This is a genomic window from Bacillus cereus group sp. BfR-BA-01360 (genome assembly GCF_022663595.1).
Taxonomy (GTDB): domain Bacteria; phylum Bacillota; class Bacilli; order Bacillales; family Bacillaceae_G; genus Bacillus_A; species Bacillus_A cytotoxicus.
Genome location: NZ_JAKUFV010000035.1, coordinates 1 through 19,676, shown reverse-complemented (window position 1 = coordinate 19,676; position 19,676 = coordinate 1). Strand labels below are relative to the sequence as shown.

The window sequence follows — 19,676 nt, the reverse complement described above, 5'->3', positions numbered from 1 at the left end:
ACGTTTGAGAAAGGCTTCTCTCCGATTGAGTTTCTAAAGCCAGATGAATTGCAAGATGTGATTGAGCGGATTGAGAATAAGCAGCAATATTCTTACGATCCGAGCGGGGTTGAATAAAACTCTTGTATAAAAAATGACTTCTAAAGTGTTTAAAATAGCAATTATGTTTCCATATCAAGATGCAGAGAGAAGCAAGGAAGATAGGTCGGAGATTAACTGCCCGTAACAGCCCGATTGGTGAGGGCTCATAATCAGTGGAGGATGAAGAACTCCCCACTGATTAAAGTGTCACTTTATCAGAAATGGTCCTTATTTTTATGAAAAAAATTTAAAGCCGGTGAAATTTTACTGATTGTAAAATTTCACCGGCTTTTTAGTTTAGAGATGGGTTTTGTCCCAGCCTCTATTTTATGCAGATACCGAAGCCTTATCCTTACGGAAAATCCCCATTAACCCGCCGATTAATAATAATATACCTGGTAAGATATAAAATACAAAAATGCAAATAAATCCACCTATTGCAGCAATTGTCATCATGATGCCGCCAGCTTTAGCTTTATTTTTAACCACTACAGCTCCAACAATTCCTAGGATAGATAAGCCTACTGCAGCCCAACCTGAACCAATAATAGAATTAGCCCCATCAGCTTCAAATGCAGCTCCTAATCCGCCTATCATCAAAGCTAGGACAGCCCCTAATACGCCAAAAATACCACCAATCAGTCCTAATACAAATTCAGTTGTTCGTTTCATAGTTAACTCCTTATATAATTATTTAGATTTAAAGAATACTTTTTTTCCTTCATTTGTTTCAAATTGAATCATGAAATCATCACCGACATTTACAACTTGCGAAATATAACCTTCTCCTTCAGCACCTTTGTATAACTTTTGGTGCAATTCATTAGGAGTTACAGCAGATAGTTCGTGATTATATACTTGTCCTTCTTTTGATACTAATTTAAAGTTCATATCAGATAGTAAATAGTCAAAGTCTTGTGTTTCAGCATCTGCTACCTTTCCTTTTACTTTAACTAATACCCATTCTTTTCCCTCAGGAGCAGGTTCGTTGAATTCATTTTCTTTTTTTAGAATTTCAAAAGCTTGTTCCCCACGTACAACCTCTAAAATAGAAACTTCAACTTTCGCTTTGAACTTCTTAAATTCTCCGCCGTCAGTATTTAAAATAATATCGTCTATTGTTGCAGTTTCATTAAATGCTATAGGATTAGAACGATTCCCTTTAGCTGATTCAGTTTTCCCTTCTTTTAAATTATCTTTTTTTGCTTCTTGTTTTGGTTGCTCTTTTTCTTTTGTTTCTACTCCATTGCTAGTCTGTTCATTAGATCCACATGCAGCTAGACCAAAAGCAAGTGCTCCAGTTAGAATAATCGTACCTAATTTCTTGTACATTTCAGTTCCTCCAATTATGTAAAATGTAAGATTTCCAAGCCCATCATAGCAAACAATCAATTTAAATTTTGTCATATTTTGTCGAATTAAATAAAAAAAGAGAGAAACTAAGCTCTCTTTTAACTAATTGGAGTCCTAACGCATGCCCATCAACTTAAAATTTCATACAGCTCCAATAAGGAATATTTTGTATAAATTACTTAGTTTTATCGTTTTAGCATATTCACTCTATAGCGATAGCTAGAACCGTTAGAAAGAACTTTCAAAAAAAATAAATAATTAATCATAAATCGCAGGACCGGACTATATAGTTGAAAAGAGAAATCAACAAGGAGGAAACAGCTATTGAAAAGGAAAATTAAATTTTTACTGCTTACTGTATCTCTAGTCTTTGGTTGCTTCTTTTTTCATCCTTCTTCATCCAATGCAGCACCTTCATCTAACGAATACGTCCCAAACCAGATTATTGTAAAATTTAAAGATAATACTTCCCTTTCTAAATCCCAAGAATTCCATAAGTCAGTCGGAGCGGAAGTGGTGTCAAAAGATGATGTATTGGGCTTTGAAGTTGTCAAATTCACTAAAGGCACTGTCAAAGATAAAATAAAAATGTACCAAAATAACCCTAATGTGGAATATGCTGAACCAAATTATTATTTCTATGCGTTTTGGACTCCTAATGATCCCTACTTTAATAATCAATATGGATTATTAAAAATTCAAGCACCTCAAGCATGGGATGCACAAAGAAGTGACCCTGGTGTAAAAATAGCAATTATTGATACTGGTGTACAAGGGAACCATCCTGATTTATCATCCAAAGTTATATACGGTTACGATTACGTTGATAATGATAGTCAGTCGGATGATGGAAATGGGCATGGTACACATTGCGCCGGTATTGCAGGTGCGATTACAAATAATAATATTGGCATTGCAGGTGTTGCTCCTCAGTCCTCCCTATATGCGGTACGCGTACTAGATAATCAAGGAAGTGGTACTCTTGATGCTGTGGCAAAAGGCATTAGAGAATCTGCTGATGCTGGTGCAAAAGTGATTAGCTTAAGTCTAGGGGCTACTAATGGAGGAACTGCCTTACAACAAGCTGTACAATATGCTTGGAACAAAGGTGCTGTCATTGTTGCTGCAGCAGGAAATGATGGAAACACAAGACCAAATTATCCCGCTTATTACTCTGAAGTAATTGCAGTAGCATCTACGGATCAAAATGATCAAAAATCTTATTTCTCCAATTATGGAAGTTGGGTAGATGTAGCGGCACCTGGGTCAAGTATTTATTCTACCTATAAAGGCAGTACTTATCGCTCATTAAGCGGTACATCTATGGCAACACCTCATGTAGCAGGTGTTGCAGGATTACTAGCAAATCAAGGATATACGAATGTACAAATTCGCCAAATCATGGAAACTACAGCTGATAAAGTACCAGGAACAGGAACCTATTGGAAAAACGGAAGAGTGAACGCAAATAAAGCTGTACAATATGGAAATACATTAAATGAAAACAAAGCTTCCTAAAAAATTTTCTCAATATGCAAGCCTAGAGTTTCTTCCTAATAATTGTTAAAATATAGATAATGAGATAGACATATTTTTCGATAGACCTGTTTCCGTATACAGGTTCTTTTTTATGTTGTACATATTGTTACAACTAAGAGATATTACATACATTTTGCATATTCTAAAAAAACAGATTTCTCAACTTGTAGCTCGCAATTAAAGTATCGTACTTTTCTCTGTTATAAATGAGAAAATAAGCTAACAAATGCAAAAAAAGAGAAGGGGAATCCCTTCTCTTTTTAGTTCAATTACTTCTTAACTACGTTAGTAGCTTGTGGTCCGCGGTTACCTTGTTCAACTTCGAAAGTAACTTCTTGACCTTCTTCTAATGTTTTGAATCCTTCGCCTTGGATTGCTGAGAAATGAACGAATACGTCTTCTCCGCCTTCAACTTCGATGAATCCGAAACCTTTTTCTGCGTTAAACCATTTTACTTTACCGTTTTGCATGAAAAAATCCTCCTACAATGTACCTATATGTACATATTGATTTTCAACCACTTTACAAAAATAACGAAGACAGTAAAAAACTGTAACCACAAAGGAGATTTAACATTGCTTTCCTCCTTTGAAGTTACAGCTCATTTAAATCCCTATATTATTAAAAGTAAAATGGTTTAAACTTATACTATCATACCGATCGTATAAAAGTAAAGATTTTTTTATTTTATATTGTCAAACTTCACGTTGAACAACGTATTGAGCGATTTTATAAGATTTCATGTTCATATGTAATAATTCTTTTAAAGGAAAATGATTATAATTTATATAAAATAAGGTCTCCTCGCTTTAGGAGACCGCACTTCTTATTTATCCATATATTTCTTATTACACGGAAAACAACTAAATGAAATGTTCTTAAAACAATGTCTGTTTGTTTCACAAATTTGTGCTATTGTAGGTTCAAATAAAATATCTACCACATTACTTTCTATTATTTCTGTTACTGGTGGAAGAATGTCACCAACTTGATATTCATAACGAATGTTCGCTTGGTTAATATAATGATTAGAACCTTGTGGCGGCCCTTCTATTGCAACTTGGAATGCAATGATTCTCTGTTCACCAGGATTCAAGCTCCCAACACTAAATCCTGATACTGGAGTTACATTAGGCAAGACTTCCCTATCTACTGTTACACTTCCTGGAATAAATCGAACACGATTACTAACGAGATCTTGAAAATGAATATTTTGTATCGCTATATCTCCAGTATTCGTAATGACTGTCGTATATGTGACGACATCTCCTATTGTTGCTGTTTGCAAATCCGCCATTTTTACAACATTTGTAGAAACATTTGGCGTAATAAAAGGAATAACTACTGTATTGCTATCTTCTTCAACGGCTACGGGCGGTTGACCTGGACTTATAGTTGCAAGTCCATTTACAGTAGCAGCATTTGTAATGATTGGATTTGTTTGTCCTCCTATGACAACGACTTGAAAATTAATAATTGCTGCATCATTTGGCTGTAAATTCCCTAACGGAATACCGATATTTGGATTTGCAAATAGTAACGGCTCATCATTTACTGTTACAGTTCCATTTATAAATAACGTATTTGAATCAATACGATCTATTAAAATTACATTTTCGATCGGTACTGTTCCATCGTTTATAACGGCAATTGCATACGTAATTACATCGCCTATCGTCGCCACTTCAAAGTTTGCCCCTTTTACAATAAACAATATTGCTGTATTTACTGTGATGACTACTGTATTACTTGTATCTTCTACTATAATAGGTGACTCTCCTGGAACTAAAACATACTCTGCCGATACATTAGCAACATTTTCAATTGTTCCCCCATCAGGAAAACTAGTAATTTCAGCCTGATATGTTACAAGGGCCGTTTCACCTACTGGGATATTCGGTATGACAAACCCTGTTATCGGGTTCAGATCTGATTGTAATACACCATTTATCGTGACACTATTTGGAACAAAAGTTGCACCTTGAGATAGTCGATCTATAAATTGAACATTCGTTGCATCTACCGTTCCTGTGTTCAATACTCGAACACGATATGTGACAACATCTCCTATCCCAACGTTTACATAATTTACTTCCTTAAATAAATCTAAACTGCCACGATTTACTGGTGTTATTGTTGTATTACTTGTATTTGTTATCTCTATTGGAAGTTCTTCTGGGACAAGTTCAAAATTACCTGTTATATGCGCAATATTCGTTATACTATTAGACGATGGTATTGTATTTATAGTAACATCAAATGTTATGAAAACACTTTCTCCTACATCGAGATTCGGTACTAAAAAACCTTCAAATGGATTCAATCCTGGTGCCAAATTACCATTGATCTGTACGCTATTTGGAATAAATACCAATCCAGCTGATGGTACATCAATAAACTGGACGTCGGTAGCAGGAACTGTCCCTATATTTATTACTTGCACTGTATATGTTAACGTATCTCCTAATCGCGTTGCTTCTTTATTTACTGTTTTTATTACATTAAATTGACCAATATTTATTTCTGTAATTGTCATATTACTTGGTTGTTCGACCACTACTGGTGGCTCTCCTGGAACTAAAGTAAAGCTTCCCGTTACGTTCGCTTCATTTGTAATGCTCTCTGTTTCTGGAGCAGCTGCAACGACTACTTGAAACGTAATTTCCACTGTTTCTCCATCAGGAATATCTCCAACAGAAAATCCACTAATAGGATTTAGATCTACCTGCTGCACTCCATTAATTGTTACACTACCCGGAATGAATGGGGCCTCAGCAGAAATGGTATCAATAAACTGAACATCGGTAGCAAGAACTGTCCCCGTATTTATAATTTGCACTGTATACGTTAATACATCACCTACAAGAGCTACTGCTTCATTCACTTGTTTTGCAACTTGGAAACTTCCTCTATTCCCCATTATAAGAACCGTATTACTGGGCTGATTCACTGTGATTGGTGGTTCCCCTGGCACTAAAACAAACTCTCCTGTTACATTTGCAGTATTTGCAATCGTTCCACTTTCTGGAACCTCTACAACCATTACTTGAAATGTAACTTCTATTCCTTCGCCTGAGTCTATATTCGGAAGCGAAAATCCATTATTTGGGTCTAACCCTAGTTGCCCTACCCCATTTATCTGTACACTATTTGGAATAAAACGTAAAGAAGAAGGTAATATATCACGATATTGAATATTCATAGCTGGAACTGTACCGATATTTTGCACGACCGTTGTATATGTGATGGTGTTCCCTTCAGCAATGATTGATTGACCCACATCTTTTATAACATTTAAACCGGCTTCATTTATTTCTGTTACGGTTGCATTACTAGAGACGGTTTCTGTAATAGGTGGATTCGTTGCACTTACGTCAAATGAAGCAGTAATATCTACAACGTTAACAATTGTACTTCCTTCCGGTATACTTGTAACTCTCTCTTGATATGTGACGAGCATCACATCAGCTACTGGGATGTCTGGAAGTGGAAATCCTGTAAATGGATTTAACCCAGGTTCTGGGGTATCATTTATAACTACACTTCCCGTAACAAATTCTACCCCACTCGAACTAGAGTCCAGAAATTGCACATTCGTTGCCGGTACTGTTCCAATATTAAAAATGAGCACATTATACGTTAATATATCCCCAACAGTTGCAGCCTCTTTATCTACTACCTTTAATACAAAAATATCAGCTATATTCATAAATGTTGCAACTAAATTCGTTGATATCGTTTGCGTAATTGGCGGTTCCATCGGATTTGGTTGCGAAGTAAATGTTACATCAGCTTCATTTAATACAACCTCCTCGCTTGGGACTGATGTAATCGTAACTTGGAATGTAACAGAAATACTTTCACTAGATTCTAACGCTGAAATAACTAGAAATCCTTGTTCTGGATTTAGATTCGGTTGTGCGCTTTCACCGATTGTCACACTACCTGGAACAAATGTTGTTCCCTCTGGAATGGTATCTTGAAATAACACATCGGTAACAGGCGTAATTCCTACATTTGTAATGAGTATTGTATACGTTAATACATCACCAACTGTCCTAGCATCCATATTCACTGTTTTAGTAGCTATTACTTCCCCGGGAGAAGGTAAAGGTATATCCACTACTGTTGTATTACTAGAACTTGTTGTGGAAACCGGTAGCTGTGAAGGGTTTAATACGAACGTTGCTGTAGCAGTCGCTGTATTTAAAACGCCCCCACGTGTAGACGGTGCGGCAACTGTAACTTGGAACGTTATCGTTAATGATGTTTCTGCTGCAATATCAGGAAGTGGAAAACCAATACTCGGATCGAATCCAGGTTGCAAATCTCCATTGATCGTGATACTATTTGCAACAAATGTCGTCTCTGGAGCAATTGTATCGACGAAAGAAATATTTGTCGCTGGAACTGTACCATTATTTCGTATAACAACGGTATAAGTGTACGTTTCTCCAAGTGCTGCTTGTTGGACTGATGCAGATTTTTGTATATCTAGCTGAGCTAAATTGATTTGCGTCACAACAAAGTTACTATCCGTAGTCGTCGTAATAGGAGGTTGATCTGGATTGATAAGAAAGCTCGCCGTAACATTTGATTGATTCGTTATATTTCTACCACTTGGAATACTCATTACAGTCACTTGAAACGTAACAGTTGCTGTTTCTCTTACTGGAATATCGGGCAATGCAAAACCTACAGCTGGATCTAGTCCCGGCTGCAACACTCCATTGATTGTAACGCTATTTGCAACAAACAGCGCTCCATCTGGAATCAAATCTTGAAACATAATGTTTGTTGCTGGAACATTTCCTGTATTTTGGATAAGAACTGTATATGTTAACGTATCTCCTATCCCAGCTTCACTTGTATTTACACTCTTTATCACGTGAATTGCACCAATATTTACCCGCGTCACAACGATATTACTAATCGTCACGATTGTAATGGGCGGTTGCAAAGGACTGACTTGAAAGTCCGCTGTAACATTTGCGTTATTTGGTATAACTTTACTAACAGGTACACTTGTAACAGTCACTTGGAATGTTACCGTTACCATCGATCCCGGAGAAATACTTTCAAGTGAAAAACCAATGGTTGGATCTAGCCCTGGCTGCGGCACCTCATTGATTACGACACTATTTGGTATAAATGTTGTTTCAGCTGGAATCGGATCAAGAAAAGAAACATTCGTCGCTAATACGGTACCATTATTTTGGATACGAACCGTATATGTTAATATATCCCCTACCCCGGACTCATTTGTATTGACGCTTTTTCTAACACTCAATTCCGCTGAATTTATAGCTGTCACAACTGTATTACTCGGTGTAGTTACTGTAATAGGTGGCTCTGTTGGATTTACAAGAAAGTCTCCTGTAACATTTGCCTCATTTATAACATTATTTCCTAATGGTGATTCGACAATTAACACTTCAAATGTAATGACCACACTCTCCCCAGCTAGGAAATCACTTAATGAAATTCCTGTTTCTGGATCGGCACCTTCTTGTAATACATCATCAACAAATACACTATTTTCAATAAATAGCGTCCCTTGCGGGATCGAATCTTGAAAGAATACATTCATCGCCGGCACACTGCCAGCATTTATCACTTCAATCGTATACGTTAAAATATCTCCTACTGTTGCTACATCTGTATTCACAGACTTTATCACTTCAAAGTTTCCTGTCTGCACTGTCGTATTCACAATATTACTCACACCTGAAATTGTAACAGGTGGTTCATTGGGAATAACTTGAAAACGAGCCGTTACATTTGCTTGATTTAAAACCTCTTCATTTTCGGGATTTTGTTCAATGAATACTTGAAATGTAATCACAACTGATTGACCTGCTGGAATGTCGGGAAGAGGAAATCCACCAGTTGGATTAAGTCCACTTTGTGCGACTCCATTTATCGTGACAGAGTTTTCAATAAACGAAACCGCTGTAGACACCGTATCTTGAAAGAACACATTTGTTAATGGAATATTACCTGTATTTTGAACCGTAATCGTGTATGTTAATGTATTTCCTACTCCCGCTTGCTGTGTGTTTACTTCTTTCACTACATTTAATTCTCCAACATTAATTTGTGTTATTACTGTATTCGTTTGTCTATTAATTGTAATTGGCGGTCGATTCGGGTCAATGATAAAACGAGCCGTTACATTCCCTGTATTTACGACCGTATCACCGGATGGAGATGATGCAATTTGGACTTGAAAAGTAATTCTCCTACTCCCTCCAGCAGAAATATTAGCAATCGTAAAACCGATCTCTGGATGTACTCCTGGCTGTGAAATTCCATCGATCGTTACACTATTTTGGATAAAAATTGTTCCAGATGGGATTGAGTCTTGAAACATTATATTGGTTGCTGTCGTATTTCCTATATTTTCAATTGTAACTGTATACGTAAGAATATCGTTAATTGTTGCAAAACTTTTATCTACCGTTTTTCTCGCTCTTATATCACCTATCATAATTGTCGTGAACACTGTGTTACTTGTGGCCTGCTCTGAAATAGGTTCCTGACCAGGTGTTTCGATAAAATTAAAAATTACACTCGCTCGATTGGGAATTGGATTTGTAAAAGGTGTGGATGTTACTCTCACTTGAAAGCCAACAACAATCGTTTGTAAGGGATTGATACTTCCAAGATTAACACTATTAGCAGGACTAGCTCCTGGCTGTGCTACCCCATTTATCGTTACACTATTTTCAACAAATGTCGTTCCGCTCGGTATACTATCAACAAAGATTACATTGTTTGCAACTACATTTCCGTTATTCGTAATATTTACTGTATATGTTAATACGTCATTGATTGTTGCTATTGGTATATCGACAAACTTTTGTAACTGTAAATCAACAAAATTCCCTTGCGTGGTCTCTACTATATTGGAAGAAGCTGTACTTGTAATAAACGGACTTCCTACAAAAGGTTGAAATTGATAAGATACCATCGCATGATTCAAAATCGTATTCGAATCTGGAAAATTAGTAATTCTTACTTGAAATGTCACAATTCGCGACGTACCATCAACTGGTATTTCTCCTAGCTGAATACCAGTCGATGGATTAGCATTTGGTTGTGTTATACCTCCGACCGTTACACTACCAGGAACAAATGTTGTTCCACTCGGTATATCATCTTGCAATATAACATTTTCTGCATCTCCCGTACCGGTATTTAAAACTGTAATCGTATATGTGAGAAGATCTCCTACTCTAGCACTTGTTTTATCAACAGATTTAATTGGATTAATAATAGGACCTGTTGCATCTATTTGAACACCAAAACCAGCAGTAGCATATCCATCTCCATTCGTAACAAAACGAACCACTGCCGATGTTTGATTATTCACTAAAGATGCGGATGCATCTACATTTGTAATGTCCCATCCTTGTCTTCTCATTTCTACCGCTCTTCCTAACGGCTGATTTAAATCACCAAAAGTACCGGTTCTATCCAACTCTCCTCTATCATTACAAATTTGGGATTGAAAAAAATTATTAGCTGGATTTCTTCGCCCCGACAATGTAACTGTACTATTAACATCTGGCCCAAAGCGTAGCTGGTCTCCAATAATATTAGGATCCCCTTCTTGCGCAGTAACAAGCACCCTTCCTGTAACAGTTCCTGTTGCAGGCGTTGCAAACCCTGAAATAGTAGCATCGACTGGTGGAGATACAGCTTCAATAATTTCTTGCCCGGTATAAACAGAGAGATTACGAAGTGGTAAAGTACTATTTTGATAGACGACTTGAAGTGTCCATCCCACTGAACGGCTAACCGTCGCATCAACGGATACCCTTGCTGCCGGAACACTTCCCGCAGTATATGTTCCTCCCTCGGTAACAAATTCGGTTACATCTGCTGAGCGAACATAATAAAATTGCTTTCCTACTGAACCTTGCTGAGCCGTTACTGGATCAGGAGTAATCAACACTTCCTCAAAAGGTGTCACAAAGATAATGTCATCATCTAAAAATGCGGAAACATCTTCAGTATCGGTTCTATATGTCCCTGCCCAAATAAGTTCTGCATATAAAATATTACTACCAATTGGAATGTTTAAAATTGCACTCGAAGAATTTTCTCTCCAATCATCTGTTGTTCCTGCCGGAAAACCAGGAACCTGTAAAGTTGTATCGACTGTTGTAAATACATCTATCGTACCAAAATTATTGTTAGGCGCTGGCGAGAGTGGACTTAAACCAAGTGTATTCCCTGTAAATGTAACTGCACCAGAAACTGTTGTTGTAAAACGATTGATAAAAGGCACTGTATCCTCTCCTTTCCTCGATGATAAAAAATGCTCTATACTATAAAATGAAGACAAACTATAGAATGTACATTGTCCCTAAAATTCTATACATAAGAGAGGAGTTCCATACAAAATGCGCTACGTAATCATAACAGGTACTTCACAAGGTTTAGGTGAAGCCATTGCTACACAATTATTAAAGGAACATACAAATCTCATTTGTATTTCAAGAAGACCAAATGAACAACTTGTTGAAATAGCAAATCAAACAAGAAGTTCTTTATCATTTCATCCGATGGATCTTCAAAATGTCCACCAATTAGAAGCAGATTTTGCAGCAATCTTGTCCTCTATTGAATTGGAAGACGTTTCATCCATTCATTTGATTAATAACGCCGGTATACTTGCACCGATGAAACCAATTGAAAAATCGGAAAGTGAACAATTAATCGCCAATGTGCAAATTAATTTAATTGCTCCTATGATTCTTACTTCTACTTTTATGAAGCATACAAAAAATTGGAAAGTTGATAAACGTGTGATTAACATTTCTTCAGGCGCTGGGAAAAATCCTTATTTTGGTTGGGGAGCTTATTGTACGACAAAAGCCGGTATCAATATGTTTACACAGTGCGTTGCTACAGAAGAAGCTGAAAAAGAATTTCCCGTCAAAATCATCGCCTTTGCACCTGGTGTCGTTGATACAAATATGCAAAAACAAATTCGTCAAACAAAGAAAGAAGATTTTACAAATTTAGATCGCTTTATCACCTTAAAAGAAGAAGGAAAATTACTTTCACCTGAATATGCTGCTAAGGCGGTTGTCAATCTATTAGAAACTGAAAACTTCAAACAAGGCGGCGTTATTCGTATTGATGAATAACACGTTCATAACAAAAAAGCTCGCTTATAAACGAGCTTTTTTGTTTGCGATTTGAGTTCCTTCACTTGCTTCGTTTCAGAACACCAATATAATCATCCGTTTCTTAGCAGGCTATCTTCGTGTAGTTCTTACTATTCTCACTTAATCAATTCTAAAAATAGTCATATCGATTCCATGATTCGTTCATATTCAATGCCTTAATTTATTGTTAAGTCTATATATAAAAATATCATTTTACAATCTGATCATGCCTGTAACAAGTTGCATTGTTTCTTTTTCTACTTTAGAAATGCGCTGTTTTTCTCTTTCAAAATTCTTCTCTGCTTGCTCAAATGCTGCTCTTCTTTTTAAAATCATCCGCTCCATCTCTTGGTGACTTGGTCCTCCATATACAATTCGTTTCTTTACAAACATTTCTGGCAATATACTATTTTCCCATTCTTCCTTTGAAAGCTTTATTTTAAATTGCTTTTGTAAGTATACGTTTATTTCTCCTAGCTCTAATTCATGCAATTCTTTGCTTTGTTTCAAAGACATTTTTGCAACTTCACTTGCAGCATGATGAGCAAGACGAAAAGGAATATGATATTTCTTTGTTAATGTGTCTGCCAAATCCGTAATGGTAATAGCGTGCTGAAATGATCGGTCTTTTAAAACTTTCTCTTCTACTTTCATTGTTCGAACTACTGCATTCATCGTACAAAATACACGAATTGCTTTTTCCATTCCCTCATATAAATACGGTTGTAAATCATCCTCTGTATCTACAATATCACCAAACGGAGTATTGTGGATCATTTGAAAGACAGTAAAAGCTTCTCCTATCGCACTACTAGTGAGGGCACGAGCGTGTTCAATCGATACCGGATTACGTTTTTGCGGCATGATGCTACTAATTTGCACATATGGATTCGCAACCGTGATACCATTATATTCTTTCGTTGCAAGCAGTAAAAAATCATGTATCCATCTCCCCATATTCGTCATTGTCACCATGAGTAAAGAACTCACTTCTAACAAATAATCAGCACCTGCAACTGCATCATAAGAGTTTTCAATAACACTTGAAAAACCAAGTAATTCAGCTACTCTTTTCCTATTAATCAGAAAACTCGTTGTAGAAAGAGCCGCAGCTCCCATTGGTGAATTATTCAAGAAATGATATGTTTTCCAAATTCTCTCCAAGTCTCGCCCCATTACATCATAAACAGCTACCATGTAATGACCAAATGTTGTTGGTTGAGCTGGTTGTGTATGTGTGTAAGCAGGCATAATTGTATCGATATGATTATGAGCAACTTGTAATATACTTTCCTGTAATAACATAAAATGTTCCATAAAACGTAATAGATAACGACGCAAACTCAGCCGATACATTGTCACTCCCATATCATTCCGGCTTCTGCCAATATGCATATTACTAATCGTATTGTCATTTGCTTCTTTTATGATGAAATGTTCAATCAAAAAGAAAAGATCTTCATATTTCGAATTATAATGCAGCTCGTCTTTCGGAATTTGTGCGACTTTCTCGACTGCTGTTAAAATCTCTTTTCCCTCTTGTAAACTTATTATTTTTTCTTCTATTAACATAATGATATGAGCTCTGTGAACCATAAACATATCATATAACAAATGCTCTCTTTGAAACTCAAACACATGTTTCAACACACAATTCATATAGGTCTTTCCAGGGAAATCACTGCCTTCTTCCTCTATAAATTCTTCTTTCATTTGCTTCATTCTCTCCCCCCTCGTTAAGAACTATTACTATCCATCATACCCAATAAATATAAAAAGGTGCTTGTACAAAAATAAACCAGGTGCATATTGCACCCGGTTTATTTAATAACAGTCGCATTATATTTCTCATTTTGTAAAATTTGAAAATGTAAATTTCGTAAATGCTTACGCAATTCAGCACTATCATCTTCATTTAAATGATTTGCTAAAAACACAATTTCCGTACAGTTCCCAAACTTATCTGTAGCATAAACAGCTTTTGCTAATGTCCATGGTGTATAACCATTTTTTTGTCCAGCATGTCTGAATATTTTACGATACTTTTTCGTACTCATATCTGTTTCTACAAGACTAGCCCATTCTTTTGCCTCAGCCTTTGCAAACCCTGCCTTATGATTTACCTTTTGTAACAAAATCATATAGTCATTTGCTGAAGCAGCTGGCAAACGATCGGACCATATCTTATCATATCGTTCTTCTAAATATAACGGAATTTCTTTTTGTAGCATCGCACCCTTGTTTTTCAAACGCTCATGAATCACCATTGCATATTGACGATACTGCTCTTGAGACATTTCTTTTAACTTTTTCTCGATTTGATATTTAGGAACGTGTAACTCTTTATGCAGATATCCTGGAATATACAAGGATGAAACAATTGGAAATAACGGTTCATGCGATGGAAGTGCTAGGTTTTTCAAATTTTGATTCACATTGTCCAATCCGAGCTTTTCCATCAAGTATTCCGCATTCGCATTGGAGCTAAATTTCATCATCCCTCTTGCTACTTCTTCTAAAGAAACAGCATTTTCATCTATTTTTCCTTTTCTTTGTAAATATTTTTGCCATCGTTCCTGGGCACCACCATCTGTATTTGGTACATAATAACGGTTCACATCATGGATGGAGACGTAGCTATTTGGATCAATTTTCCCTTCTGTTACTTGTTTTGTAAATTCAAGAGCAACAATTAATTTCATTGTACTTGCCACTGGTAAAACAACATCTGGATTTACAGAGTACACAACTTTATCATTTCGCTTTATGAGTAAAGCGCTGTTTTTTTCATCTTTATGTTCTTCAACAAATGAAGCGATATACTGTGCATCATCATTATTGGAGCTCCAAACTTTTTTCGCTAGAAAGTTACCTGATACTAACAACATCAACATAGCTACAATTCCTGCACAAACTATAACTTTCTTCAAGTGAAATTCCTCTCCTACTTGTATGTCTTTTCTCGATTTTATATATTCATAGTCAAAATAATAGAGACGACTAATCAATAAGTCGTCTCTATTATTTTAACTTGTATGTCGCTATTATGTCTATGTCATAATTCTAACGAAATCCTTAAGAAATTTTTTATAGTGCAACGACCAGCCAATTCTCATCCAATTTTTTAGCGCTTTCGCATCAGGCTGTGGTCGAAAGTCCGCAATACTTTCCCCCTTTGCAATTCCATCTGTATCCACCGCAACGCGGCGGTATACATAGTCTAAAAAAGAGGGATTAGCCGTCGCCATCATGGTTACAACATCATGAACCGGACTTCCAGTTATTTTCGGATTTAACTTTTTATATGCCTTATAATAATACGTAAAAATCGGTTCAATTAATGTATGAAAAGCAGTTTTTGAATGCTTTGCAAGATATTTTACTGTCTCTGGCGTTATAATCGCTTCCGAGGTAACATTAAGCGGTATTAATGTTACGTTTTTTGCATTTTGCATAACAAGTTGCGAAGCAATTGCGTCTCCATAAAAATTTGCCTCAGCAACTGGCGTAACATTCCCTGGTATTAAGAAGGCTCCGCCCATTATATAGTACTCTTTCACATATTGCATAAGTGTTTTTTCTAAAATAAAAGCTGTTGCTAATGTTGTTGATCTCCCAGCATCAACAATAATAATTTCTCCTTTGTACTTTTCCAAAATAGAAAAAAATTCACAAAAAGGTTTTACATTCGGTGAAATGCTTTTTGGTGGACGAATGGGCCCCATTCCTTCTGCACCATGAATTTCTGGATAGTACGTTGTAAATTCTCCTGACAGTGGCATCATTGCTCCTTTAATAACCGGAATATCTTCCCGCCCAGCTAATTGTAATAAGTAGGCCGCATTACTTGTCGCTTGTTCTTGCGATACATTCCCATATCCTGTCACAATACCAACAATATCAATATCAGGATGCAACAACCCATACATAATCGCTAACGAATCATCAATTCCTGGATCCCCCAAAAACAGTACTTTCTTCATAAACTTCAACTCCATCCTAACAGTTGTTATTAATTTATGAACAGGAAAAAATAGATTATGCTTCCTTTTGAACAAATTTTTCTTTTCCATACCAATCACACACCTTTTTAGAGTAATAGTATCAGTATGTCCAAGTTTTATAGATTTTTTGCACCAGAACCGGGTATATTATTATGATGTTCAAGTTTACCAGATCAGTTGCATATATTTTTTTGTTTTGTTTTTTTTATTTATTCTCACTTTCTTTCACTTAATAGAGTAAGAGCCTAATTTAATTAAATTTCATTTAAAATATGAATATTTATTTTTAACCCCATTATTAAATTAAGCTTTTAAAAAATAATTAAAAAAGGGGTCATAAAAATGGATCAAATGGTAAAAGAAGCACAAGAATGGGTCAACAGAACCTATAAAGGTAGAGCTGGTTATAAAGAAATTGAAGTAACCGGAAAAACAGGTTGGTCTACAATGGGTGCCTTAACACAAGCATTACAATTAGAACTTGGAATTACAGCAACATCTACAACCTTTGGACCTGGTACATTAGCAGAAATTACAAAAAAATGTCCAATTAGTACAACATCTAATACAAATGCAAATATCGTAAAAATTATTCAAGCCGCTTTATATTGCAAAGGTTATGGACCTGGTGGCATTACAGGAACATATGGATCTGGTACACAAGCTGCTATTGCTACTATGCAAAAAAATTTAGGATCTACATCAGCTGATGGCGTAGTAACTCCTAAATTATTCAAAGCACTATTAACAATGGATGCGTATGTATTAGTTAATAACGGAAGTGAAAAAATTAGAAGTATCCAACAATGGTTAAACAACAAATATATCAATCGCACTGACTTTTTCTATATGCCTTGTGATGGTCATTATTCACGTGATGTACAAAAAGCTTTAATGTTTGCGATTCAATATGAAGAAGGACTAAAAGATGGTACAGCTAATGGGTACTTTGGTCCAACAACACAAGAAAAAATCAAACTAGTCGTATTAAAAGAAGGTTCAACAGGTGCTTTTGTGTATCTATTTCAAGCGGCCCTTATTTTCAATGGTTACGATGTACCGTTTGATGGGAATTTTTCAGCATTTATGACTACACAATTAAAGCAATTCCAAAACTTCGCTTTATTGAAAGCGACTGGCGTTTCAGATTTTCAAACATGGGCTTCTCTATTAGTAAGTACAGGCGATCCAGAACGTCAAGGTAAAGCTTGTGATTGTAGTACGGAAGTTACTCCTGAACGAGCAAAAACATTAGTCGCAGCTGGTTATGAAACTGTAGGACGTTATTTAACAAACGCTAAAGGAAAAGATGCTAGAAATAAAAAAATTCAAGACGGAGAAATAGATAACATTTTCGCAGCCGGCCTTAGTATTTTCCCTATCTACCAAACAAATGGTGGAGACAAAGATTATTTTAATGCTAAAAAAGGTGAAGAAGATGCAATTGCAGCTTATAAAGCCGCTTTATATCATGGATTTCCAAAAGGTACAACTATCTACTTTGCGGTAGATTTTGATGCAACAGGTGACGATATTAAAGACAAAATTTTACCGCACTTCCAAGCAATTAACGAACAAATGAAAAAATTAGGAGGTGGTTATTACAATATTGGAGTGTATGGTTCACGAAACGTATGTATTCAAGTATCAGACAAAAAATACGCAACATACAGTTTTGTCTCTGGTATGTCTACTGGTTTTAGTGGAAACTTAGGATTCCCATTACCAAAAAACTGGGCCTTTGATCAAATTAAAGAATACACAATTGGCAGCGGGAATGGTTCTATCGCAATTGATAAAGATATTAAGTCAGGTCGAGATAATGGTATTTCTAAAATAGAAAAAGATGGTAGCAAATTATCTATTACAATGCAACTTCTTGAAATGGCAAGATCTACGTATAATGAAGAAAAAGAAATCGGTGAAACAACCGCTTTAGGAGATTGGAAATTATACCAAAAATATAAAAATGAAAGAACTGAGCTTGATGCATATGTATATAGAAAACTAGTTATCAAAGGAAAAACAACTGTAGAAGATAGATATGATTATACAGTTGCATTTAGAGGTTCACAACAATGGCAAGACTGGATACTACAAGATTATCAACAAATATTACTAAATCTTGATAAATTACAAGCTGAGGACGCTTCTGCTTATGTTGGACAATTAGTACGTACTGATTATCAAAATATGAGAAATATGTATCTTACAGGTCATTCACTTGGTGGATACTTAGCACAATGGGTACAAAGTGAGATGATTGATGGGGCCTTACCTGGATCTGCATTACTCGCAGTAACATTTAATGCACCAGGTTTTAATTCTATCGAAAATCCTGCATTTCCTAGTGAATTTCAAAAGAAAGTAATGAAAAAAATTGAAAATCATAAGAAAAATAAATATGATAGCCTTATAATTAATCACCGTATTAAAGAAGATTTAATAAGTGCTTTCGGAACTAAAATAGGAACATTGCATGTTTATAGCCTTACGCAAGATATTATTGAATTACCACTTAAATATTTCCATGATGCAGCTCGCTTCGAACAAGTAACATTAAAATAAAAGTATTACTAATCGAAATGTTATATCCTTTTATTGAAATTAAATATATTTTAAAAACTATTAAAAGTCCTCCAAATTGTTTAACTGGAGGACTTTCTTATTAAAATAATTCTAGTTAATGAAAATTATTTTGAAATTCTCTTTATCCTTTTTTCCTCTTCTGAATAAACCTCAAAAAAGCCACAAGTAGCATAACAAGCGGTATTACTTGAATAAAGAAGAATCCCCCCAAAAAATAAAGTGTACGACTAACTAGAGGAGGTTCTATTGTCGACTCACCTGCAAAATAAGCTCCATAATTAGCTACAACACCTGCATAATCTGCTATCCCACCTATAAGAAAAGATATTGGACTTATAAGTAGGTTTATTCCTAAACAGACCATTATTCGTGATAGGTTTTTAGCCTTAATTTTTGATGAACCAGATATAATAAATAAAAAAAATGAAATACCAAATATAAGAAAAAATAGGATTACATAAAAAATTAACATAATATCCCTCCATAATTTTGATTATACCATCAATAAAAATTATGGACTCTAAAAATCACAAGAAAAACTCTTTTTATCCTATAAATCTATACAATTTTTTACACATTCCTAATCTAATTCTATTTTAGATTTCGCATTTATTAATAAATTAGTTAAAAAACTGTACAAAATCTGGTTCTGGTGCAAAAATGTTAGTTAGAAATATAGAGTAGCAATTTCCTCTACATTTTTAGCTTATGAAGCTAAACCAAACAATTTATGAATAAATTGTTTCACGTTGTTGAAAAAAGATCTTGTCAAGGAAACTGTCACCTAAAATGTGACAGTTTCACTTTCTATTTCATCTGAAATTTGATAAGTTAAACATAGGCCAACTTCTTTTAGTGAGAGTAGCTTGGTCCACTTTATCAAGTTTTGTATGATGGCTGTCAACAAAGCTTGGATTGTTACTTTTTG

The 19,676-nt window shown here is 35.5% G+C and carries 12 protein-coding genes; 4 read left to right on the top strand and 8 right to left on the bottom strand.

Features of this window, described 5'->3' with window-relative positions:
• On the top strand, positions 1 to 117 hold a 117-nt coding region (locus MR056_RS20690), incomplete at its 5' end, for a DUF3898 domain-containing protein (RefSeq protein ID WP_242136666.1).
• 291 nt (positions 118 to 408) lie between these two features.
• Here the strand turns inward: MR056_RS20690 and MR056_RS20685 are convergent.
• Positions 409 to 753: a DUF4064 domain-containing protein gene (locus MR056_RS20685; RefSeq protein ID WP_048723704.1), complete on the bottom strand. Its 345-nt coding sequence runs from the start codon at positions 751 to 753 to the stop codon at positions 409 to 411.
• A gap of 18 nt (positions 754 to 771) precedes the next feature.
• Positions 772 to 1,413, bottom strand: coding sequence for a hypothetical protein (locus MR056_RS20680; protein ID WP_087095143.1), 642 nt, complete (start codon positions 1,411 to 1,413; stop codon positions 772 to 774).
• A gap of 345 nt (positions 1,414 to 1,758) precedes the next feature.
• Between MR056_RS20680 and MR056_RS20675 the strand changes: the two genes are divergently transcribed.
• Complete coding sequence (locus tag MR056_RS20675) at positions 1,759 to 2,952, top strand: S8 family peptidase (RefSeq protein ID WP_048723706.1); 1,194 nt, start codon at positions 1,759 to 1,761, stop codon at positions 2,950 to 2,952.
• A gap of 290 nt (positions 2,953 to 3,242) precedes the next feature.
• Here the strand turns inward: MR056_RS20675 and cspB are convergent, their stop codons facing one another.
• Together cspB and MR056_RS20665 are read right to left on the bottom strand one after the other, a co-directional pair.
• Positions 3,243 to 3,443, bottom strand: coding sequence for a cold shock-like protein CspB (gene cspB, locus MR056_RS20670; protein ID WP_012094664.1), 201 nt, complete (start codon positions 3,441 to 3,443; stop codon positions 3,243 to 3,245).
• A gap of 356 nt (positions 3,444 to 3,799) precedes the next feature.
• Positions 3,800 to 11,269, bottom strand: coding sequence for a DUF11 domain-containing protein (locus tag MR056_RS20665; protein ID WP_087098933.1), 7,470 nt, complete (start codon positions 11,267 to 11,269; stop codon positions 3,800 to 3,802).
• Positions 11,270 to 11,384: 115 nt separating this feature from the next.
• Between MR056_RS20665 and MR056_RS20660 the strand changes: the two genes are divergently transcribed.
• Positions 11,385 to 12,134, top strand: coding sequence for a (S)-benzoin forming benzil reductase (locus MR056_RS20660; RefSeq protein ID WP_012094666.1), 750 nt, complete (start codon positions 11,385 to 11,387; stop codon positions 12,132 to 12,134).
• Positions 12,135 to 12,368: 234 nt separating this feature from the next.
• Here MR056_RS20660 and argH read toward each other — a convergent pair whose 3' ends face one another.
• The 3 genes from argH to MR056_RS20645 all read right to left on the bottom strand — a co-directional run bounded on the left by argH (position 12,369) and on the right by MR056_RS20645 (position 16,138).
• Complete coding sequence (gene argH / locus MR056_RS20655; protein ID WP_048723708.1) at positions 12,369 to 13,877, bottom strand: argininosuccinate lyase; 1,509 nt, start codon at positions 13,875 to 13,877, stop codon at positions 12,369 to 12,371.
• A gap of 98 nt (positions 13,878 to 13,975) precedes the next feature.
• Positions 13,976 to 15,085, bottom strand: coding sequence for a serine hydrolase (locus tag MR056_RS20650; RefSeq protein WP_048723709.1), 1,110 nt, complete (start codon positions 15,083 to 15,085; stop codon positions 13,976 to 13,978).
• Between the two features lie 120 nt (positions 15,086 to 15,205).
• Positions 15,206 to 16,138 carry a nucleoside hydrolase gene (locus tag MR056_RS20645; protein WP_235436456.1) on the bottom strand — a complete coding sequence of 311 codons (933 nt, stop codon included), beginning with the start codon at positions 16,136 to 16,138 and terminating at the stop codon, positions 15,206 to 15,208.
• A 363-nt stretch (positions 16,139 to 16,501) separates the two neighbouring features.
• On the opposite strand from MR056_RS20645, the gene MR056_RS20640 reads away from it, so the two are divergent.
• A complete protein-coding gene (locus MR056_RS20640; protein WP_087098935.1) occupies positions 16,502 to 18,727 on the top strand; it encodes a glycoside hydrolase domain-containing protein in 2,226 nt (741 codons plus the stop codon).
• 142 nt (positions 18,728 to 18,869) lie between these two features.
• On the opposite strand, the gene MR056_RS20635 is transcribed toward MR056_RS20640, so the two are convergent.
• Positions 18,870 to 19,220, bottom strand: a complete 351-nt coding sequence (locus tag MR056_RS20635) for a hypothetical protein (protein WP_048723711.1) — start codon at positions 19,218 to 19,220, stop codon at positions 18,870 to 18,872.
• Positions 19,221 to 19,676: the final 456 nt, after the last annotated feature.

Excerpts from the sequence above, each read along its gene's own strand:
- MR056_RS20685 (WP_048723704.1), bottom strand. The coding sequence starts at position 753 with ATGAAACGAACAACTGAATTTGTATTAGGACTGATTGGTGGTATTTTT.
- MR056_RS20680 (WP_087095143.1), bottom strand. The coding sequence starts at position 1,413 with ATGTACAAGAAATTAGGTACGATTATTCTAACTGGAGCACTTGCTTTT.
- cspB (WP_012094664.1), bottom strand. The coding sequence starts at position 3,443 with ATGCAAAACGGTAAAGTAAAATGGTTTAACGCAGAAAAAGGTTTCGGA.
- MR056_RS20660 (WP_012094666.1), top strand. The coding sequence starts at position 11,385 with ATGCGCTACGTAATCATAACAGGTACTTCACAAGGTTTAGGTGAAGCC.
- argH (WP_048723708.1), bottom strand. The coding sequence starts at position 13,877 with ATGAAGCAAATGAAAGAAGAATTTATAGAGGAAGAAGGCAGTGATTTC.
- MR056_RS20645 (WP_235436456.1), bottom strand. The coding sequence starts at position 16,138 with ATGAAGAAAGTACTGTTTTTGGGGGATCCAGGAATTGATGATTCGTTA.
- MR056_RS20640 (WP_087098935.1), top strand. The coding sequence starts at position 16,502 with ATGGATCAAATGGTAAAAGAAGCACAAGAATGGGTCAACAGAACCTAT.
- MR056_RS20635 (WP_048723711.1), bottom strand. The coding sequence starts at position 19,220 with ATGTTAATTTTTTATGTAATCCTATTTTTTCTTATATTTGGTATTTCA.